Annotated in this window: 17 protein-coding genes; 11 read left to right on the plus strand and 6 right to left on the minus strand. The window is 42.7% G+C overall.

What is annotated here, in order from left to right:
• The first annotated feature begins 3 nt into the window (after positions 1 to 3).
• A complete protein-coding gene (locus DPF90_RS05695; protein ID WP_114785362.1) occupies positions 4 to 702 on the plus strand; it encodes a 1-pyrroline-5-carboxylate dehydrogenase in 699 nt (232 codons plus the stop codon).
• Between the two features lie 75 nt (positions 703 to 777).
• Positions 778 to 2,265: a sodium/proline symporter PutP gene (gene putP, locus DPF90_RS05700; RefSeq protein WP_114785363.1), complete on the plus strand. Its 1,488-nt coding sequence runs from the start codon at positions 778 to 780 to the stop codon at positions 2,263 to 2,265.
• A gap of 201 nt (positions 2,266 to 2,466) precedes the next feature.
• On the opposite strand, the gene bla is transcribed toward putP, so the two are convergent.
• Positions 2,467 to 3,483: a class A beta-lactamase gene (bla, locus tag DPF90_RS05705; protein WP_240314472.1), complete on the minus strand. Its 1,017-nt coding sequence runs from the start codon at positions 3,481 to 3,483 to the stop codon at positions 2,467 to 2,469.
• 15 nt (positions 3,484 to 3,498) lie between these two features.
• On the opposite strand from bla, the gene DPF90_RS05710 reads away from it, so the two are divergent.
• Positions 3,499 to 4,395 (plus strand): LysR family transcriptional regulator, encoded by an 897-nt coding sequence (locus tag DPF90_RS05710; protein WP_114785364.1) that lies wholly within the window; start codon positions 3,499 to 3,501, stop codon positions 4,393 to 4,395.
• Here DPF90_RS05710 and DPF90_RS05715 read toward each other — a convergent pair.
• Entirely contained in the window at positions 4,388 to 4,810 is a 423-nt protein-coding gene (locus DPF90_RS05715; RefSeq protein ID WP_114785365.1) for a VOC family protein, read from the minus strand. The two genes, DPF90_RS05710 and DPF90_RS05715, sit on opposite strands and share 8 nt — an antisense overlap.
• A 192-nt stretch (positions 4,811 to 5,002) precedes the next feature.
• Here DPF90_RS05715 and DPF90_RS05720 point away from each other — a divergent pair, with 192 nt between their 5' ends.
• Positions 5,003 to 5,488, plus strand: coding sequence for a VOC family protein (locus tag DPF90_RS05720; RefSeq protein WP_114785366.1), 486 nt, complete (start codon positions 5,003 to 5,005; stop codon positions 5,486 to 5,488).
• Between the two features lie 75 nt (positions 5,489 to 5,563).
• Here DPF90_RS05720 and DPF90_RS05725 read toward each other — a convergent pair whose 3' ends face one another.
• On the minus strand, positions 5,564 to 6,460 hold the full coding sequence (locus DPF90_RS05725) for a LysR family transcriptional regulator (RefSeq protein WP_114785367.1): 897 nt from the start codon (positions 6,458 to 6,460) through the stop codon (positions 5,564 to 5,566).
• A 558-nt stretch (positions 6,461 to 7,018) separates the two neighbouring features.
• Between DPF90_RS05725 and proV the strand changes: the two genes are divergently transcribed.
• From proV to DPF90_RS05745, 4 genes are all read left to right on the plus strand, one after another.
• On the plus strand, positions 7,019 to 8,206 hold the full coding sequence (gene proV / locus DPF90_RS05730; RefSeq protein WP_114785368.1) for a glycine betaine/L-proline ABC transporter ATP-binding protein ProV: 1,188 nt from the start codon (positions 7,019 to 7,021) through the stop codon (positions 8,204 to 8,206).
• Positions 8,207 to 8,210: 4 nt separating this feature from the next.
• Entirely contained in the window at positions 8,211 to 9,257 is a 1,047-nt protein-coding gene (proW, locus tag DPF90_RS05735; RefSeq protein ID WP_114785369.1) for a glycine betaine/L-proline ABC transporter permease ProW, read from the plus strand.
• Positions 9,254 to 10,261 carry a glycine betaine/L-proline ABC transporter substrate-binding protein ProX gene (gene proX, locus DPF90_RS05740; protein ID WP_114785370.1) on the plus strand — a complete coding sequence of 336 codons (1,008 nt, stop codon included), beginning with the start codon at positions 9,254 to 9,256 and terminating at the stop codon, positions 10,259 to 10,261. The genes proW and proX overlap by 4 nt, the downstream gene beginning before the upstream one ends.
• Before the next feature lie 220 nt (positions 10,262 to 10,481).
• Positions 10,482 to 10,958: an Lrp/AsnC family transcriptional regulator gene (locus tag DPF90_RS05745; RefSeq protein WP_114785371.1), complete on the plus strand. Its 477-nt coding sequence runs from the start codon at positions 10,482 to 10,484 to the stop codon at positions 10,956 to 10,958.
• Positions 10,959 to 10,994: 36 nt separating this feature from the next.
• Here the strand turns inward: DPF90_RS05745 and DPF90_RS05750 are convergent, their stop codons facing one another.
• Positions 10,995 to 11,699: a DUF445 family protein gene (locus DPF90_RS05750; protein ID WP_114785372.1), complete on the minus strand. Its 705-nt coding sequence runs from the start codon at positions 11,697 to 11,699 to the stop codon at positions 10,995 to 10,997.
• 276 nt (positions 11,700 to 11,975) lie between these two features.
• Between DPF90_RS05750 and DPF90_RS05755 the strand changes: the two genes are divergently transcribed.
• The 3 genes from DPF90_RS05755 (at position 11,976) to DPF90_RS05765 (ending at position 17,952) form a co-directional block, all read left to right on the plus strand.
• Positions 11,976 to 12,821 carry an MBL fold metallo-hydrolase gene (locus DPF90_RS05755; protein WP_114785373.1) on the plus strand — a complete coding sequence of 282 codons (846 nt, stop codon included), beginning with the start codon at positions 11,976 to 11,978 and terminating at the stop codon, positions 12,819 to 12,821.
• Positions 12,822 to 13,028: 207 nt separating this feature from the next.
• Positions 13,029 to 13,790, plus strand: a complete 762-nt coding sequence (locus DPF90_RS05760) for a tRNA-dependent cyclodipeptide synthase (protein ID WP_114785374.1) — start codon at positions 13,029 to 13,031, stop codon at positions 13,788 to 13,790.
• Positions 13,791 to 13,923: 133 nt separating this feature from the next.
• Positions 13,924 to 17,952, plus strand: a complete 4,029-nt coding sequence (locus DPF90_RS05765; RefSeq protein ID WP_114785375.1) for a hypothetical protein — start codon at positions 13,924 to 13,926, stop codon at positions 17,950 to 17,952.
• 80 nt (positions 17,953 to 18,032) lie between these two features.
• Here DPF90_RS05765 and DPF90_RS05770 read toward each other — a convergent pair whose 3' ends face one another.
• Both DPF90_RS05770 and DPF90_RS05775 read right to left on the minus strand, forming a co-directional pair.
• Complete coding sequence (locus DPF90_RS05770; protein ID WP_114785376.1) at positions 18,033 to 19,169, minus strand: glycerate kinase; 1,137 nt, start codon at positions 19,167 to 19,169, stop codon at positions 18,033 to 18,035.
• Between the two features lie 49 nt (positions 19,170 to 19,218).
• The gene (locus DPF90_RS05775; protein WP_114785377.1) at positions 19,219 to 20,484 is read right to left on the minus strand and encodes a GntP family permease; all 1,266 of its coding nucleotides are present in this window, start codon (positions 20,482 to 20,484) and stop codon (positions 19,219 to 19,221) included.
• Positions 20,485 to 20,520 lie beyond the last annotated feature (36 nt).

Raw genomic sequence — 20,520 nt, forward strand, 5'->3', positions numbered from 1 at the left:
ATTATGGTTCATCAAGTTACTCGTTTTTCCGATGCTTATGCAGCATGGGAAAATTGGAATCTCACCAGCTTTGAGATAAGAAGTGAGTATGTACTTGGGTTTAAGCAAGCATTGCAGAGTGTTGAGCCTGCTTTGGCTGCCGTTATTGACTACCATTACCAACATTCAGCGCAGTTGTTGTCCAAAACCCGTGAAATGCCTGGTCCAACGGGTGAGACGAATGAGTTATATACCGCTGGCCGAGGTGTTGCTCTGATCATTCAGGATCATGTATCTCAATCAGCGCAGCAGGCAGCGATTGCTCAACTTACTTGTGCGCTTCTTGCTGGTAATAGTGTTATTGTGTGCAGTGATGATATTGATTTGATCAAAGCCCTAGAAACGACAGCAAAAAGTGCGTCTTTACTAATAAATCTATTACAATTCGCCTCTCTTGACGCTTACCATCAGTTACTTGAATCTGATGTGAGAAGCGTTGGGTACATAGGCAATCAAGAAGTTGAGCGAAATATCAACCGCCAATTAGCGAAACGCACAGGTGCTATTGTAGGCCTAGTTTCAGAAACGGATGTTGAGTTGATTCCAGTCGCTCACGATCCACATTTATCGCTGCGCTTTATCACAGAGCGTACGAGAACAATAAATATAACTGCTGTGGGTGGTAACGCAACCTTGTTGGAACTTGGGAGCGAAACCCACTAACCCTTTCTCCGAGAGCCCTCACTCAGTGTGCGTGAGGGCGTTCATGGAAGGCGATTTTTTTATGAGGACAAACACATGGAAAATAGCTTTGCTATTACGACCACGTTTATTGCGTATCTAATTTTGATGATGGCAATAGGCGTCATTGCATACCTACGAACGAAAAACTCAACGGATTACTTTTTAGGCGGTCGCTCTCTTGGCCCTTGGCCAGCAGCACTTTCTGCGGGTGCGTCGGATATGAGTGGTTGGCTTTTGCTCGGTCTACCAGGTTACGCGTATGCCGCTGGTATTGAAGCATTATGGCTCGCTGGTGGTCTGCTTGCGGGTACTTGGCTAAACTGGCTTATCAGTGCTAAAAGACTGCGTACTTACAGCATCACGACAGATGCTTTAACCTTGCCAGAATTCCTTTCTCGTCGTTTTAACGATACATCTAAACTTATTCAAGTTATCTCTGCATTCTTTATCTTGCTATTTTTCCTTTTCTACACCAGCTCAGGCTTAGTGGCTGGCGGAAAACTGTTTGAAACCGTATTCGGGTTGAACTATAGCATCGCCGTTATTATTGGTACTGTATGTGTTGTGTCATATACACTGTTCGGTGGATTTTTGGCGGTATCTTGGACTGACTTAGTCCAAGGTCTTCTGATGTCTGCGGCACTGTTGATTGTGCCTATTGCGGCGATGGAAGGTGGTCTTGGCCAGCTAAGTAGCGATTTGTCGAATATCAACCCTGAGCTGCTTACGCTGTGGAATGATACCAAGGGTGAGCCACTATCAGCTATTGCGATCATCTCTTTGGTTGCATGGGGCTTAGGCTACTTTGGTCAGCCACACATTCTTGCGCGTTTTAAAGCAGCGCGTAGTAATAAGGACCTAACGACAGCACGTCGCATTGCGGTTGTGTGGACAGCACTTTCTATGGTTGGTGCTATGTTAGTCGGTCTAGTTGGTCTAATCTATGTGACTAATTCTGGGGTATCGATAGATGATGGAGAGAAAATTTTCATGTTGTTGGTTAACTCCATCTTCCATCCTGTCGTCGCTGGTGTGCTGTTAGCGGCAATACTTGCAGCAATTATGAGTACAGCTGATTCGCAATTATTGGTGTCTTCTTCAGCATTAGCAGAGGACTTCTATAAGCAACTCATTAAGAAAGATGCAAGTTCAGAAGAGATTGTAATGGTAGGCCGTATTGCGGTAGTAGCAATCTCAATTGTTGCTCTTATTTTAGCTCTAACGCCAGACAGCTCAGTACTAGGTTTAGTGTCTTACGCTTGGGCTGGTTTTGGTGCTGCTTTTGGTCCTGCGCTTATTCTGAGCCTTTACTGGCCGCGCATGAACCGCAATGGTGCACTGGCTGGTATCGTTATTGGCGGCGTGACTATTGTAGTGTGGAAACAATTGTCAGGCGGCTGGTTTGATGTTTACGAAATTGTTCCCGGGATCATCTTATCAACGATTGCTATTGTTGTAGTCAGCTTAATGACCGCAGAGCCAGAAGAATCAGTGAAAGCTCAGCATGAGAAGTTCAAGCAACAACTGGTTGAGTTGGACTAATTAACTATATAAGCCCCGAAACTTCGGGGCTTTTTTCTATCTGGCTATTGATATGAGCACCCTCGCTCCATATTCATTATTGGGTTTGCTCTTGGGCTAGTTTTTTGCTTCCACGTTCTTCTAATACATCCAAAAAGGCTTGGAAGCCTTGTGGGTCGACAAAGGGGTTGTTTTGCTATGATCCTTTTGTACGGCGTGACCCTATTCAATACCATATTGCGTAAAAATAAGCTGACTTATATCTGCGACAACTTGATTAATTTCTGGCAAGGTGGAGAGCGACGAGTTAGCAATAAAAATTCCGATAAATAACGGCTTTCGGTCTGACTTCCATATCATCGCGGTAAGAGCTCTTGAACCGTTAACCCCGCCACCTGATCTGTCAGCTATCAACCACCCTTGAGGTAAAACAGCGCGAGCCAGTGAGTCAGAGAACATATTGTTAGTCATCCAAAACTGTAATTGTGTTTTACTGCTAGTGCTAAGGACATCACCTGTCAGTAATCGTTTGACGGTTTGAGTGATGTCGGTGGGAGTGGTGGTATCGTTTTCTGCTCCTTTTTCAACATAGTTTAATTCTGGTTCATAGCGATCCAAACGCGTTTTCTGATCGCCGATTTCCCTTAAAAACGCCGTTAAGCCACTCGGCCCACCAATTTGCTCAAGGGCTAAGTTAGCGGCGTAGTTATCACTCATCAACATGGCAGCCGCGCAAACGCTTTGCAAAGACATTTTACTACCAACAAAGTTTTCGGTAATCGGATTCCAGTTGACTAACCCAGACTCTGGCACATCAACTTTTTGGTTGAGCGAGAGCTTTTTTTGCTCCACATCATAGAGCACCTTTGCACAAGCTAATGTTTTAAACGAACTCATCATAGGAAATCTTTGGTTTCCGTTATAGCTCCATTGGTTAAGCGATTGAGTGTCGATGACGGCGACACCAACTTGCCCTTTGATTTCTTGCTCTATTTTCGAGAGTGATTGTTCAAGACTGGCTGATACGGAATGGACTGATACTAAGGCTAGTAAGGAGCATAGAATATATTTTTTCATTATTGTCTTTTCACTGTAATAGGAAGGAAGAATACTAAGCTTGTCACTCGAGAGCGACAACACACGAATTCTGAGCTTAGACCCAAGAAATTCTTGGCCTAAAAATGGCGTTTGCCCTTGAGCTGACAAAGCTAAACCCGTTAGAATCTTTGGCCTTTCCATTACCTTAAGACCGTTATGAACTTGAGTCAGCTACCGCTAAACTCGTTACGCGCCTTTTACGTATCAGCCAAGCATCAAAGCTTTACCAGAGCAGCCGATGAGCTGTGTGTGACACAAACGGCAGTGAGTCAGCAAGTTAAAGGACTGGAAAGTCGATTGGGAACCACACTGTTCAATCGAATGCCAAGGGGAATAGCTCTCACAGTCGAGGGCCTGCGACTTTTTCCCGTGGTGGAGAAAGTATTTTCAGAGCTTACGGTTAGCCTAGAAAACCTATGTCTTGGCGTCAGTCGAGAGCCGCTAAATTTGGGGGTTGTAGGGACGTTTGCTCTTCATTGGTTACTGCCAAAGCTTGATAGCTTTTATCGTCAGCACCCTGACATTGAGTTAAGAATTTCAACCAATAACAATGTTGCGAATGCGTTTTCTGAAGGTTTGGACTACATCATACGATTTGGCCGAGGTCATTGGCATGGTAGTGTTGCCAAGCTTTTATTTGATACTCCCTTTACCGTTTTGTGTCATCCATCCATCGCGAGTCAGCTGAGAAAGCCCCAAGATATTCTTAAGTATACCTTGCTTAGGTCATACGATATTCAAGAATGGGATCAATGGCTAGTTAAGGCTGGCGTAAAGACTAAGGTCCATTATTCCAATAGTATTACCTTTGATTCTACCGCCCTTATGGTGGACGCCGCGGCGCAAGGTTTTGGTGTTGCGTTAGCTTCTCCTTTGATGTTTGCAAGCAAACTAAAAGAGAAGACAATTATGCAGCCATTTGATGTATTTCTTCACAAGGGAGGGTATTGGCTCACCCGTTTAGACTCTAAGCCAGAAACATACTCTCAGCTGATGTTTAAATCTTGGCTTGAAGCGCAGATCGAGTACTGTTCGGACATAGTTTCTAGCTGAATCTGTAACTCATTGGGTGAGAAGGGTTTAACTCTAAAAGATCCCATAAATTGCCATATAAATCTTTAAAGACGGCAACTGTACCATAGTCCTGTTGCTGAGGTTGCCTAATAAATTCAATACCTATAGACGTCATTCTTTCATAATCACGCCAAAAGTCATCGGTGTTTAGAAACAAAAATACCCGTCCGCCTGCCTGATTACCAATAAAGCCTCTTTGTTCAGGTTTAGAAGCTTTTGCGAGCAGTAATGTTGTACCGTGTGAGTTCGGCGGAGCGACTACTACCCAGCGTTTGTCCTGCTCGGGCTGATAGGTATCCTCTATCAGTTCAAAATTCAGTTTATTCACGTAAAAGTCGATGGCCTCATCGTAGTCATCAACCACCAATGCAATATGGATAATATTTTGTTTCACTTTCTGCTCTCCATCAAAGCTCTATTGGGTAGTTAGAGTATCAGACAGGTGAATTGTCACCTAGCGAGCTGTGGATTTAAATAATAATTTATCATCATAATTAAAATTGATAATTTTAAATTATCATGGCAGGTTCTTATACTGCTCCTACTGAAACAAAATATTCACTTTATGAGCGATTAGGAGCTTGTTATGAAAATGAATCACCTTGGTATTATGGTTGGCGATATGACGAAAGCGGTGGAGTTTTATACTCAGGCGCTGGGTCTTCGAGTTGTGATGAACAACACCAAAGTTATCGAAGAGCGAGAGTCTGCTATCGGGCGTATGTGCATTGCTGTGTTTGGTGAAGGGTTTGCAGACTTTAATATTGCGCATCTCGTTACAACCGATGGTATTGGTGTGGAGTTATTTGAAATGAAGCAGCGTCAAGAGCGGCATCATGTTGATTTTTCTCGCCTAGGTATTTTTCACTTTTGTTTGCAAACCGATGATTTTGAAGGAGTGATGGCAAAGGTAGAATCTCTTGGTGGTAAAGTTCGTATGGATGTGATGCGATATCATCCTGAAGATGATACTAAGCCAGCAAAAATGGTTTACCTAGAAGACCCTTTTGGTAACTTATTTGAGCTTTATTCTCACTCTTATGAAGAAACTTATGCGTCGGATTATGAGTAACTCAATCAATAGATTGAGAGGTTTGCTCGGCGCAAAAATAAATTAATTGACGACAACAAAGCTGGCCATGGCATGTTATTTACTGGTATTTAATGTTTTCTCGATGACTGAGATGACTTGGTGATAGCGTTTGCCAAGCGAAGTATTGAGTTTGCTAACCAGATAAACGGGCTCCAAAACGTCTTTTTTTGTTTCGAGCACTTTGAGTTTATCTTTGCCGTAGAATAGGTCTACGCACCAGCTAGGTACGACAGTAAAGCCAATGCCTCTTGTGATAGGCTCTAAAATCTGGTGTATTTGATTGATATAGCTTTGGATTTTTATGTCTTCGAGATCGAGTTGACTGAGTTGGCTATGCTCGCACTGTGCAATAAAGGTTTGGAAATAATGCGCGAAATCAGGGTGTCGAATAACACCTAAATCCTTGAGTAGACAGTTCAACGATGAATCTATCTTTGTACATGCGGGCATGACCAGCGCAAGATGCTCTGCGCCGATCTTTTGGCTAGAAAAATACTTAGGCTCAGGCTTTTTTGTCACTAGGCCAATGTCGATAGTGCCTTGCTTTACTTGCTCAAAAATGCGCTCGTTTGGCGTGGCTTCTAGTTCAATCGATAAACCTAGATGGCGCGCTTGCAAGTCCAGTAAAGGAGAATAGAGCAGCCAAGCCAATGTGCCTGAGCAGCCGATACTGCACCGTCCTTTAAAAGCTTCATCTTGACCCAAGTTTTGTAAAAGTTTCGCTTCATTGGCGAAGTAATCAAGTGCGTAGTGGTAAACTTTTTTCCCATACAGAGTTAGCTCAAACTGCTTATTAAAGCGCTTTATTAGCGGATATCCGCAGGCGTTTTCCAGTTTGTTGATATGCTGAGTGACACCGGGCTGAGTCATATGAAGCGTTTCAGCCGTTCTGGTAAAATGACCCACTTCAATCAGGGTTTTAAAGGTGTTTAGCCAAACGGGGTTAAGCATAGATAGAAACCAAAAATTATCAACAAATTCGATTTTGATAAGCTCTCATTATACAGACTAATTTGTACCTCATACGAGCAAAATGTCAAACCCAAAGCCAAAACACTTCTTAGTTTGTACTCTAAATAAAACTTCCGCGTTGTTTTATTGAAAAACCATGCAACATTACAGGTTTCACTGAAAAATTTCTTATATTGAGACCTAAATATCATTTTCTTCTCTGTCACAATATTGAAACAAAGTTTGACATCTAATGTTTAGCGTATAAATGGTTAATCTAAATAGGTATATATCATTGCAGATGCATATCTAGCCATTTCGATACATGCTATGTTGGATGTGTCAATAATCTATATGTAAAATCATTAGCTAAATTTGTGTTTTTATATTTAAAATCAATGATTTGCTTTCTTGGTCTTTTTGTTTTTACGGAATGTAAACATGATGGCCTTGTATTTTTATTAACGATTATAACTACTTGAGATTTGAAAATACGTATTTATTTGTTTAGAGTACAAAGTGTTTGTGCGCTTGTGCACCTAGCAAAGGATAAATCATATGACTCCCATACTGGAAGTTAAGGGACTCTACAAAGTATTTGGAGATAATACTGAACGCGCATTCACCATGTTGAATGACGGTTTGGATAAGGAGCAAGTCTTTGAAAGAACGGGGCTCACGATTGGAGTAAATGATGTATCTCTGTCAATTAATCAAGGTGAGATCTTTGTAATTATGGGGCTTTCTGGCTCTGGCAAGTCTACCTTGGTCCGTTTACTAAACCGTCTGATTGAGCCGACGAAAGGAAGTGTGTATTTCAAAGGTAATGACATTTCACATATCTCTGAACAAGCGCTCAGAGCCGTGCGCCGAAAAAATATCTCCATGGTTTTTCAAAGCTTTGCGCTTATGCCTCATATGACAACCCTTGAAAACGCGGCATTTGGTTTAGAGCTTGCTGGTGTCGGACTTGATGCGAGAAAGAAACTCGCATTCGAGGCATTAGAAAGGGTTGGCTTGGAAGCCTATTGTGAGTCATTTCCTGATGAACTGTCCGGAGGTATGAAACAGCGTGTGGGATTAGCACGTGCATTAGCCTGTGACCCGGATATTTTGCTGATGGATGAAGCCTTTTCTGCCCTTGATCCATTAATAAGATCTGAAATGCAAGATGAGCTGATACGTCTGCAAAATGATGATAAACGCACCGTCGTCTTCATTTCTCATGATCTTGATGAAGCGATGCGGATTGGCGATCGTATCGCTATTATGCAGGATGGAGGGGTTGTTCAGGTTGGAACACCAGATGAAATTCTGCAAAAACCCGCGAATGATTATGTAGCCGCGTTTTTTAGAGGTGTTAATTTAGCCTCTGCGCTAACCGCCAGAGATATTGCTAAAAAAGCACCCGCAGCGGTGTTTAAAAAATCAGAACATGATGGCCCAGCCTCAGCCTTGCAATTACTCGTTGATAGTGACAGAGAGTTTGGAATTATTGTTGATAAGGGAAATCACTATTCTGGTATTGTTTCACTAGATTCACTTCAATTGGCAAACAAGGAAAATCGCTCTCTGGCGAGTGCCGAACTTGATGATTCAGTCACCCTTAAACCAGAACAACCCATAAATAGTATTCTGGGATCCGTTGCTGGCGTTCCTTACGCAGTCCCTGTTGTTGACGATAGCGGTAATTACTATGGCGTGATCAGTAAGTCTCGATTACTGCAAGTTTTAGACAAGGAGTAGAACTATGTCATCCACACAGAACACCACGGATCCATGGGGTGCAAGTCAACCTGAAAATTCTAATGAATGGTTAAATACCGACGTTGTTGAAGCGAAAAGTTTTGATCTATTGAATCCTTTCGAAGATTCTTTTTTACCCCTTGATAGTTGGGTTGAGTCAGGTTTGGACTGGCTCGTAGCCCATGGCAGACCAATATTTCAAGCTATTCGTCTGCCCATCGACTTTATTTTAACTTCATTCGAAGCTGCACTTGTTTCTACACCTGCGCCGATAATGTTATTAATTTTGTCATTGCTTGCTTGGCAGTTTTCTAATCTTCGGTTCGGGGTTATGACTTTCTTGTCACTGGTGTTTATCGGTTTGATCGGTGTTTGGTCTCAGTCGATGACAACGTTAGCCCTAGTTATGACCTCTGTGTTTTTCTGTTTATTGATAGGTTTGCCTATTGGTATCTGGCTTGCAAGGAGTGATACTGCAGCTAAATGCGTAAGGCCGATATTGGATGCTATGCAAACGACACCAGCGTTTGTTTACCTTGTTCCTATTGTCATGCTATTCGGCATTGGCAATGTCCCCGGAGTTGTTGTGACGATCATTTTTGCCCTTCCTCCTGTGATTAGATTAACCATTTTGGGCATACAACAAGTGCCAGAAGAGCTCATTGAAGCAGGGCATTCATTTGGTGCGAGCAAGAAGCAGATGTTATATCGCATCCAATTACCTCTCGCTCTGCCGACCATTATGGCTGGAGTAAACCAGACGTTAATGCTCTCACTCTCCATGGTAGTGATTGCTTCAATGATTGCTGTTGGTGGTTTGGGGCAAATGGTATTGAGAGGGATTGGACGATTAGATATGGGAATTGCGGCTGTTGGTGGTTTAGGTATTGTAATACTTGCGATTTTATTAGACCGAATAACGCAAGAGTTAGGAAACAATGCGGGAGATACAAAAACCCGCTGGTACCAATCTGGCCCAATTTCTATTGTCTTACGCTTTGTTAAACAAACGAAAACTACCAGAGCATCTCTAGAGGAGAACTACAAATGAATCTTTCATGGAAGAAGTTACTGAAAGTAAGTGCTTTATTTACATTGTTACTTCCTGTTTATGTATCGGCGGATAGCCTTCCTGGTGAGGGAGTGACAGTCCAGCCCTTGCAATCTACGGTGGCCGAAGAAACCTTCCAGACTTTAATTGTGAATCGTGCTCTTGAAGAGCTTGGGTACCAAGTCAAAGAAACTAAGGAAGTGGATTATAACGTTGGTTATACTTCTATCGCTAAGGGCGATGCTACGTTTCTTGCTGTTGGTTGGTTTCCACTTCATGCGGATAAATACACAATGGCAGGTGGCGACGAAAAGTTTTATCGACAAGGTAACTACATCAGTGGTGCCGCACAGGGGTATTTGATCGATAAAAATACGGCAGAAAAATACGGCATTACTAATATTGGCCAATTAAAGGATCCTAAATTAGCGAGCCTTTTTGATGCTAACGGTGATGGTAAAGCTGATCTAACTGGTTGTAATCCTGGTTGGGGTTGTGAAATGGTTATTGAAAAGCAGATCACTGCATTCGGGCTGAAAGATACGGTTACTCACAACCAAGGTAACTATGCGGCGATTATTGCCGACACTATATCCCGCTATAAAAAAGGCGATCCTGTTTTGTATTACACCTGGACTCCATACTGGGTGAGTGGCGTTCTTGTACCAAGAAAAGATGTTGTTTGGCTTGAAGTCCCGTTTTCTGCGTTGCCCGGTGAGCGTGAAAATGTTGATACCACGTTGCCGAATGGTAAAAACTATGGGTTTGAAATGAACTCGATGCGTATTGTGGCCAATAAGGCCTTCACAGATAAGAATCCTGCAGCCGCTAAGCTTTTTGAAATCATTAAGTTAGATATTAATGATGTCAGTGCTCAAAACATGATGATGAGTCAAGGGAAAAATAGTTCAGCCGATATTGAATCGCATGTTAATGGTTGGATAAAGGCCAATCGCTCACAATTTGATGCATGGATTTCAGAGGCCAAAAAAGCAGCGTTGTAATTCATAATAGAGTTGACTGCTTGGTGTGGACCATTTAGCTGGGGGCTCCAAGTAGTCTAGCTTTGGGTAGCCCATAACTCTGTTTATGGAACGCGATGTGAATAGCTTATTTCATCAAAACATTTAGTGCCGCGTGTAACAATAATCGTCAATTTTCATAGGCTAGGTATAGTTATATAGATTATTATCTTTGCCATGATCTTTTACCTAAAGGCAGTAAATGAGCTTAGATAGAATCGATCGAGAGATCTTGCGTATCTTAAACCTCAAGGGGCGACTTCCTGTAGTGGAGCTGGCTAAGTCAGTCAATTTGACGACCTCTCCTTGCTCAGACCGTGTAAAACGCCTAGAAAAAGAAGGCTATATAAAAGGCTATCACGCAGAGCTGAATCCAGAGAAACTCGGGTTAGACGTTCAGGTATTTATTCATATTCGTCTTGATCAAACGAGCTTTTCGATTTTTGATAAATTTGCCAAAGCGGTTGAGGACATGCCAGAAATAGAGGAATGTTACTCTCTGTCTGGTGATTTCGATACCATGATTAAAGTTCGTGTCAAAGATATGAAAGCGTATCAGGATTTTATGTCGAGCAAGCTTGGCTCTCTACCTGGCGTGATTCAAACTCGTAGCGAAGTGGTAATTGAAGAGCATAAAACCAGCTTCGGCATCAACGCCGATTTGATCATGACGTTATAACAAGGGAAGTCTCGCTTCCCTTTTTAATGCTTGATATTAGGCAATAAACGAAGACGCGATGCCAATCAGGCCGCCAAACACACCGCCCCAAATCACAAGCCACCCAAGGTGCTGCTTAATCATTTTCTGCACGATTTCTTTAACCAATTTTGGCGTTAATTCATTAAGTCTTTGATCAATGATATTTTCAATGTTGGCTTGAATTTCTTCCATCATTGCGGGCGATTCTAATTGATCTTTGAGCGCTTCTTTTACGGCATCACTTTGGCTGATCTCAACCACTGCTTGCTGCATTTTTTCGACAAATGGTGCTTTTAGTGGCTGAAGTGCTTCAGTGCCGCCGAACATGGCCAAGGCACCGCCAAACGAAGAGTTGGCAATTACGCTAACTAAAGAATCAAAGGTTGGGTTAAAGTCGACTTTCTCCAGAATCGGCTCTAACTTTAGGCTTTTACCTCCCGACATTTCTTTATTAAGAAAACGGTCGATGTTTTGCTCGGTAAAAAACTGCTCCATCATAAGGGTTTTGATTGCGGCTTTAAATACCTCGAATCTTGCTGGAATAACGCCTGAGCCATAAAGACCTGGGACTTTCTCAAATAACATGTGGATGGCTAGCCAGTTGGTAATAGCGCCGGAGAAAGCGAATAATCCTGCATAGTAAGCAATCGAATTGCCTGTTTGGTAGCCGCCCGCTAACAAAGCCAGTGCGAGTAGATTAGTCAGTAAGCTTTTGTTCATCTTCTATAAAACAATGATTGAGTGTCAATGCTGCGAGTATATACCGAGTCGCTGCTTAGATTGAATATGGATATGGCGTAAAGTTTTACATCTTTTATCAGCGGAGGTACTTATTCGTAAAGGCTGTGGCTTTTGTTTCAAATATCAGAATTAACTTTATGTTGTAAAAGTCTCAGTTTAGGTCTTTAGGGTGAGTGTGTTAGTGTATTACCAATACAAAAGTGAATAGATGATTATTCGATAGCAGAAGAGTCATTGGAGTAATAAACAGCACGCATGAAAATCACGACCCTTGTGGATAATTCACGTTTGGACAGCAGGAAAGATCTGGCTGTTGAACGAGGTTTATCGCTTCATATCGAAACGGCCAGTACTCAACTCTTATTTGATGCGGGCAATGGCCGAACATTTTGTGACAATGCTCTTTTACTGGATATTAATATTGCCGAGGTAGACTTGGCGGTGTTATCTCATCGACATCATGACCACTGCAACGGTATTGCTCATTTCATGAATATCAATCACAAAGCCAAAGTGTATATGAGAGAGTGCGAGGATAAAGACTACTACTTTCAGGCATATGGCTTTAAGACTAACGTCGGCCTGAATAAAACGATATTGGAGCGCAATGCCCATAGGATGGAGTTGATTAAAAATACTACCGAGATAGCTCCCAATGTTCATCTCATTACACAAATTGAGAGAAAATATCCCCAACCTGCCGGAAATCAGTATCTTTATACGCATTCAAAGCAAGGCATTGAGCGCGATACCTTTGATCACGAACTGATCCTTGTTATTGAGCAAGTGGATGGACTGGTTGTCTTCACGGGGTGCGCCCATAGTGGTGTGCTCAATATGATTGAAACAGTAGTGAATTTATTTCCGAAGCAGAAAATTAAAGCGGTTGTGGGTGGCTTTCATCTCGTAGGCTTACCGGTATTCAATAGTATCGGGGGCACTAAACATGATATCGAAGCGGTAGCAAAAGCTCTAGCTGAATATCCTATTGTTCGGTTTTATACAGGCCACTGCACTGGTATGAAAGCTTATACAATTTTGAAACGCGTGTTAGGTGATCGTTTAGAGGATATTCCAACTGGTCGCTGTGTGCATCTTTAGCGAGTAATTCATTATTTAAATGGGAAACTTATACTTAAATTAGTCACAGTTTTAAACACAGCGTAAAGCATTTCATTGATACCTAGACCCACAAGTATATTATTCAACTCGCTCTATAACGCGGGGTAGTAAAATCATATTACTTAAATATAATCAACCGCTTATAAGTTTTTTAGTAATTTTTGTCGTCAATTTGTGAGGTTGAAAATGAATGAATTAGCTGTAGAAAAACACGATCACTTAACGAAAAGAAAGCGCTATAGAACAGAAATTTCTCGTGTATACCCTCTTGATATGAGAGGAAGTTTTCATGAGTTAGAGAGTTGTTTTCTTGGCATTAGCCTAAGCAATCATCACTTCACCCCATTAAAGCTCGAAGCTGTCTTAAAGTGGGTATCTAAGAGATTTGACTCTTGCAGCTTGTTGGTCGGGGATAGTGTTCATCGCTTAAATCTTGCTCGTCACTCCTCTGGCTCAGAACAAGAGTGTTTAGAGCGAGCTTTGGTTATGGGTAGAGAATATATTGAACAGGCAGAGGAAATCATTAGCAGGCTGAATTTGCCAACCAGCTTTCAGTTTGTTCGATGTTCAGAAGTCCAACAAGCGGATTTATATAAAGACTATTACCAGTGCTTAAAAGAACTCTACAATACAGATTTGGACTATAGAAACTCGGTCATTTCATCGGCGATTCAATTTCAGAAAATTGCACCTAAATCGCTTGAACAAGCAGAAGAATGCCCGCAGATACAAAGTTCTATTCAGTACTTTTTAGAGGAGTTTGCGATATTTGCATGCTTATATGATCAGAATTTACCCGTTATGCTATACCCTGGTGCATTTACTATTCTTGATGAAGTTGTGCGTGGGCTACACCCAGAAGCCCCTTCAGCTCTGCGTGACTTAGTAATAGTGTCTTTAAGATTCAAAGGCATTAGCTCAATGGTATCGTTAGAAGCTCGGGTCTAGCATTTAAACGCTTTAGTCAAATTATTCATTCATTTGCTTATTTGCTTTGAATGTTTGTTTTATACGCTCCATCGTAGGTTTGATTGGTTATCTTGTGTGTATCTAAATAATGATACTCATAAGGATAACTATAGTGCCCAACGAACCCCAAATACTCTCGCCCCATCTAATTTTGGGGGCGTCTTATTCTTCTGATTCAACTCCACTGGTATTTTCAGGTATAGGTCTTTCTTCTGTTGAGGAAGGCCGTGATGATAATGAGGTGGCGCAAGATCTCGAATCACTGTCTTTATCTATCTGTTCAAACGGCGAAAGTAAAAATGATGTTCTACAAGCTACTCAACGAGCACGCCGAGATACCAGCGAATTATCAGGCCGTATCATGGGGCTTTCTGAGCAAGAGTTTTCGGCAGCAATTCATGCGCCTGAGCTGAAGTTTGCAACCTCTCTTCATATCGAAAAATACGGAATGCAAGAGGGAGAGTTTAGGGACAATTTTTATCGAAATGAGCTGGCCCTAAATCGATATTATCAAAGAGTTGAGCAGGTTATTGGTTTTGAAGTTTCTCGAATGGAAAATGAAAAGACATTTTCAAGTAGTGGCGAGTATTTGTGTCAACTCTATGCCATATTAGCTGCGCTTTGTTCCAGCGATCAAGAGTGCGAGGGTGATGAGCTCTGGCAACTGAAAAAAGTAAGTACAGTTGTTGCGGATAAGCTGATTGAACTCACTGACTCTCAGGATTTAATTGCGAGTATCCAACTGTCTCGCCCTAGCTTGACAAGTGATCTGATTCTACCCGCTAAAGATGCCTTTACATCGATCAACCAAACTGTCTTCAAATCAGCAATAGAGACGGATAGAGCAACACTGCGCAAGCAGTATGGGGATCAAGTGAGAGAATTGAAACGTAGACTTTCTCGCCAATTAAAGAAAATTAACAAGCTGAAAGCCAAACGCAGTGAAAAAGGCAGCCTGTCGACACAGGAACGAGCACGGCTAGAGAGATTGAGAGAAATGAAACGGTCGGTAAGCCGGCAGCTAAGAGAGAAACAAAAACACAAGACTCTCGCTTCCGTGTACATCAAGGCAACGCTTCGAATCCAAAGAGTCGTAAAGGAAAATGGATTTAGAAATACTTTTCGACGCCTTGCGGTTGAAGAGAGAAAAGTGGAACGCGGAGTGTCACCTAATATAGGAATGAATACACTTCGTGTTCGCCAATATGCGTTGTATGAGTACTTTAAATGGATAGAGTCTAACCTCACACCACCTGTGGGAGTGTCTCAACGAGAGTTTGAGCAATTAACTAAGATTCGTCTTTTACCATTTAGCCGTGGTCTTGATGAAAGCCAGCTTGAATCACAAGTGTTGGCTTGGCTAAAGTCGGATGAAGGGGCTAAACGCATCTCAACTTCTATTGGCAAGGTTACAAGGGAGTATGCAGGTCGCCTCTACATTACAGACAATAAGGTATATCAAGACTACCTTCTATATGATGTTATCCAGGTAGATGATTTGCCTAATAAAGTGGAGCGCTTGATTCAAGTCGAGGTAAAGCGTCTAGGTAACAATCAAACGTTTCCCGGAGTTGCTGACTTTTTATGCCAAGTTAACATCATGCTATCAGCTTTGTGTAATAACAATACGGGTATTAATGCTGAACTTTATGAGGGATTAATTCAGGCCAAAACACGGGTAATGATTAGAATTTTTGAGTTGTCAGTATCCGGAATTAGTGATTTTCCAATACCTCTATCAGTGGATGGAATGGCAAACATCCAGAAAAAGTTAGATGAGTTAACAGTAGAGTGTCCTCCTTCTCTGTGGCCGAATGAAACAGAGCTTATTGGCTATGTGGAGCAAGATTATCACGATCTAGTTTCTTGCCTAAGACTGTTAAACTCATCAGAAACCATAGATCAGATAAAAGAGTACAAAACCACTAATAATTATAAAGATATTGTCTTTACTAGTGAGCTTGCTGAGACTCTATCTAGCCAAGATGAAGAGATTCGCATTCTTGAACTACTTATCTATCACCTATTGATAAATGAAGGCTTAACGCATTTTAGTTTAGAAAAAATGTTTGATGGGTTTTATACAGATAGAGAAAGTCATAATCCTTTTAGAGATCTGGTAAATCAGCCGAAACCAGAAGCACATAGAACATTTTCAGACTTTATAAAATATAGCCAGTCGACCAGCAGAGAAGAGTACAATAATCAGTTCTATGACTACCAAGAAAATGGCAGTAGTGAATTTGATGCGAGCCAAATATCAGCATTAGTATTAGCAAATAACGGTTTGAGCATTGAAGAAATAGTAGAACCGCCAAAGACGGTGAAGTCATTCGTTATTATGGGACGATCATTAGGTGAATATGGTGATGGTCGAGGGGGGACAATTCGACCAGAGTCCAATCCTTGTCAATACATCCCGGGAAGATGCCTTGTGATGCAGTTGTCTTCCGGAAGATATCTTTTATTCTCGAATTTTTTTGGTGAGCCTAAATCGAAAGTGGTAGAAGAAGAGGAGTTATCTCGATTTATGGGTTCGATAGAAAAATCGGGATTATCATCGTTTGAAAAGGCATGGTTAATGCCAGAAGAGGCACCAAGGCACTTCAAAAGATACACGGGGCTGTTTTGTGATTGGGCGGCAAAAAACTTCATTTCTCTGCTTTATGATGGCGATACCAATCCATTTAAGCATGCAGTACCTCCTTTTTATACACTGGTAAAAGATACACATGCTAAGCCAATAGAAATAGGTTTGAGCGCGCCAGATACATTGCCATGCGGTATAAAAGAAGCGCTCGATACATTAGCGATTGATTTTCAGGCAGCCTTTGATGATACCCACGGATTTCACAAATTTATCAAGGCGATAGTGCCTTTTTATGAAACCATTTATAACAGAACGACAGACAGAAGATACACGGCTGACAGCGGAACGATTTTACTCGATCTATTGTCCATCATGCCGTTGTTTGGTGCCGCAGGTAAAGTTGGCCAATTGACCGCCACACTTAGTAAGCAAGGTATGCGAGCACTTGTATCTGGAATGGCAAAAGGCTTAACCGGTGCACGCTTACTTAGATATGTGGCTCGAGGAATGAGCGCTAAAGTATTGGCGAGCTCTCAGAAAAGTGCGGTTATTATGGCCGCTGCTTTGTATGAAGCTTTGGTCCCTCTTCCTTTACCGACAAGGCCAGCAATTGCAAAAGTGTCAGCATTCTTTAAATTTAAGACTGGTGGAAAAACGGGCTGGGTTAACGGCAAGTTTGGTTACTTTTTAGGTAATCCCAATCCGCCGAGGCTGCCTGATGAGATTATGCCTCCAGTAGGAGGTGCGCCTGTACCGCCTCCTCCACCTGTTGGGGGGTTACCTGTGCCGCCACCAGTACCTCGGCCACCTTCAATACCGAACCGACTGCCTCCATTATCGAGTCAAGGATTACCGACAAAAACAAGATTTAGCTTAGCAAAAACCTTTAATAAACCTGATGAAAATGACGCATGGTTTGCAGAAATGTATGCAAAAGGTGATAGAAACTGGACACGATTGACAGATAGTATTCTACAAAAGAGGTCCGCAAAAAGCACAACGGGTACCTTCGAAACCAACTACAAAAACTTCGTTAAAGTAGGCCAGAAATCAGAACCGCCGGTGAATGTGAAAGAATTTATTGATGGAGAGACCGAACACTTCAAAATAGGCGCTAAGCAGACACCCGAAGGAGAATTACCAAAAGCTGCTTATGATTTGTATGTATCAAAAGATGGGAAATCAATCACAACGTCATCATCTTATAAAAGTGATGATTATAGTAAGACACTTACTTATGCTGACATTATGTATAACGCGTACTTAGCAGCCAAAGTTGATCCTAAGAACTTAACAATGTCGATTCAAGCGAGCATCGAAAATAGTGGTACACAGCAGGTGATTGACGCTATCGGAGGTAGGGTCGCGCGTGCGAACGGAATAAGAGTAACGCTTGAAAGTAATCCAGAGGCATTTAAAACGCTTTTAGCGACAGATAATGTAAAAGCAACCGTGTTTATGTTGACTGACTATGGGGAAAGCTTTGGGTATAAAACAATAAAAAGTATTGATTTTAAAGGCTCAGCTTATTTGGTCATTAATATTGAATAGCCAAATAGGCTACGTTTAGGTAAAGTTCAACAAGTATCATCGGCCGCAAAATAGCGGCCTTTACACTGTAAACTTAGGGGTTATTTCAGACGGAGCGCGAGCGCTGTGGCTATATTTCGTGCTGTTATTTCAATGTTTGATTTTGCTTCTTTTAACGCGCTGGAAAGGTCAGTCGCACCAAGCACTACACTATAAACCGCATCGATACCGTGCTTATGCACCACATGACAGTCCTTAGACACGCTTCCCGCAATACCAATAACGGGTAGGTGAAACTGTTTAGCAATCCTAGCTACGCCAATTGGTGTTTTACCATAAATGGTTTGGCTGTCGATACGCCCTTCACCTGTGATCACCAGAGTGGCGTCTTTGACTTCTTGTTCAAGCTTTACAAAGTCCGTCACAATATTGATTCCAGCACGCAACTTTGCATTCAATAGACCAAGCAGCGCCGCACCTAGCCCGCCTGCTGCGCCAGCTCCCGCTTGGTTGATCACTTCTCTGCCAGTCGTTTGACTGATCACATCAGCGAAGTGGGCAAGGTTTGTATCAAGTTGCTCCACCATTTCAGGTGTGGCGCCCTTTTGTGGGCCAAAAACATGGGATGCGCCTTTGGGGCCGCATAGGGGATTGTCAACATCACAGGCAACCTCCAGTGTTACATCTGCTAAACGCTTGTCCAAGCCAGATAGATCGATTCTTGCTAGCTCAGATAGAGCACCACCCCCATATCCTAAGTCTGCGCCTGATTTATCATAGAAACGAGCGCCGAGTGCTTGTGCCATGCCCATGCCACCATCATTGGTTGCACTGCCACCAATACCAAGAATGATGTGTGTGACACCTAAATCTAACGCTTGCCTAATCAGATCGCCAGTGCCAAATGTAGTGGTAAGCATAGGGTTACGTTCGGCCGGAGCCACGAGGTGAAGGCCAGATGCTGCAGCCATTTCAATCACAGCGGTAGAGCCATCACCTAATAATCCATAGAAACCTTTAACAGTCTCGCCCAATGGACCTGTAACCTTAGCGGTTAAAATACTTCCATTCGTTGCATCTACTAGTGATTGAACTGTGCCTTCACCTCCATCAGCCATCGGTAGCTTAATATACTCCGCATTGGGCATTACCTTTTTAAAGCCCTGTTCAATTGCTGTAGCAACTTCCATTGCGGTTAAGCTTTCTTTGTAAGAATCAGGTGCGATGACAATTTTCATTTTCTATCCTCAAACTAAGGTTAATTTGCATCTAAGCAGTACTGGGGTTTTAAACAAACCAACCAAACACACCAAACATCATTGTTGAAACAAAGGCAATCATCAGGCCGACGACAGACTCGTAGGGAATGAGCTTTAGGCGTTCTTTAATATCCATATGAAGTGCGCCGCCAGTGGCATGGAAAAAACTGCCGTGAGGCATATGATCAAGTACAGTGGCACCTGAATGAATCATAGCCGCCCCAGCCAAAGCGGGTACACCTAGATGTAAAATGGTGTCACTAAATACAGAGGAAGCTACAGCTGTGCCAGCCGTGGTGGAGGCGGTTGCTAATGACATCATCGCACCTGAAATTGGAGCAAGTAGAAACGAAGGTAAACCTGAAGCCGTGAGCACTTCAATCAAACCATCTTTTAACCCTGAGTGAGCGATAACGCCAGCTAAGGTGCCTGTGCCAAGCAGCATTACCGCGACAGGTGCCATTCGGCTAAGCCCTGAAACGGCGAAATGGTTGGTATCGGCAAAGCGTCCCATGACAAGCGCGCCAAGCAGTCCGCCTAGAGGCAAGGCAATGAGTGGATCAATATTAATATTCGCAATAGGGCGTAGTGATAAAAGGACGATAGCGACCAAAGGGGCTACAATGGCAAGCTTGAAACTGGGGATGCGAGAGTGGTCGATATCGATGACTTCTGTGGCTTCGACTTTTGAGCCTTTATGGATTAATTTTTTTGCCATCAGATAGGCTAATATCAGGCCAAACAGGCCAGGAATAATACCTGCTGCCATTACTGATGTAAGGGGTACGTCAAAGGCATCTGCTGCTGCAATGGCATTGGGATTAGGAGACATGATATTACCTGCTTTTCCACCACCCACCATGGCCAATAGGATAGCGGTTTTTGATAGAGCGGCGCGGCGAGCGATGGCAAGTGCAATAGGCGATACAGTAATAACCGCTACATCGACAAACACACCCACAGCAGTGAGAATCATGGTCGCTATGGCCAAAGCCAGTAAAGCGCGTGTTTCACCGACTTTTTTGACTATGGTCTCTGCAATTGAGGTTGCTGCGCCTGATTCTATCAGTACGCCTGCAAGTACCCCAGCTGCTAGTATGCGCAGTACTGCCGTAACAATGCCCTGCGCGCCGCCAATCATCAAGCCGACAGTCTCTGTGAGAGAGACCCCACCGACAACACCGCCGATCAGGGCGCCGATGATCATTCCATACGCGGGCGGGACTTTCTTCAGTATAAGGGTAATAGCGACAACCAAAGCGGTTAATGCGCCAAGAGTGGTGACTTCTATCATTTTATTTTTATTCTCGCTTATTGATGAAACTGAACG

It is taken from the genome of Vibrio tetraodonis (genome assembly GCF_003350295.1).
Taxonomy (GTDB): Bacteria; Pseudomonadota; Gammaproteobacteria; order Enterobacterales; family Vibrionaceae; genus Vibrio; species Vibrio tetraodonis.

Bases quoted from the DNA above. Each gene is read 5' to 3' on its own strand.
- DPF90_RS05695 (WP_114785362.1), top strand. From the start codon at position 4: ATGGTTCATCAAGTTACTCGTTTTTCCGATGCTTATGCAGCATGGGAA.
- putP (WP_114785363.1), top strand. From the start codon at position 778: ATGGAAAATAGCTTTGCTATTACGACCACGTTTATTGCGTATCTAATT.
- bla (WP_240314472.1), bottom strand. From the start codon at position 3,483: ATGGAAAGGCCAAAGATTCTAACGGGTTTAGCTTTGTCAGCTCAAGGG.
- DPF90_RS05710 (WP_114785364.1), top strand. From the start codon at position 3,499: ATGAACTTGAGTCAGCTACCGCTAAACTCGTTACGCGCCTTTTACGTA.
- DPF90_RS05720 (WP_114785366.1), top strand. From the start codon at position 5,003: ATGAAAATGAATCACCTTGGTATTATGGTTGGCGATATGACGAAAGCG.
- DPF90_RS05725 (WP_114785367.1), bottom strand. From the start codon at position 6,460: ATGCTTAACCCCGTTTGGCTAAACACCTTTAAAACCCTGATTGAAGTG.
- proV (WP_114785368.1), top strand. From the start codon at position 7,019: ATGACTCCCATACTGGAAGTTAAGGGACTCTACAAAGTATTTGGAGAT.
- proW (WP_114785369.1), top strand. From the start codon at position 8,211: ATGTCATCCACACAGAACACCACGGATCCATGGGGTGCAAGTCAACCT.
- proX (WP_114785370.1), top strand. From the start codon at position 9,254: ATGAATCTTTCATGGAAGAAGTTACTGAAAGTAAGTGCTTTATTTACA.
- DPF90_RS05745 (WP_114785371.1), top strand. From the start codon at position 10,482: ATGAGCTTAGATAGAATCGATCGAGAGATCTTGCGTATCTTAAACCTC.
- DPF90_RS05750 (WP_114785372.1), bottom strand. From the start codon at position 11,699: ATGAACAAAAGCTTACTGACTAATCTACTCGCACTGGCTTTGTTAGCG.
- DPF90_RS05755 (WP_114785373.1), top strand. From the start codon at position 11,976: ATGAAAATCACGACCCTTGTGGATAATTCACGTTTGGACAGCAGGAAA.
- DPF90_RS05760 (WP_114785374.1), top strand. From the start codon at position 13,029: ATGAATGAATTAGCTGTAGAAAAACACGATCACTTAACGAAAAGAAAG.
- DPF90_RS05770 (WP_114785376.1), bottom strand. From the start codon at position 19,169: ATGAAAATTGTCATCGCACCTGATTCTTACAAAGAAAGCTTAACCGCA.
- DPF90_RS05775 (WP_114785377.1), bottom strand. From the start codon at position 20,484: ATGATAGAAGTCACCACTCTTGGCGCATTAACCGCTTTGGTTGTCGCT.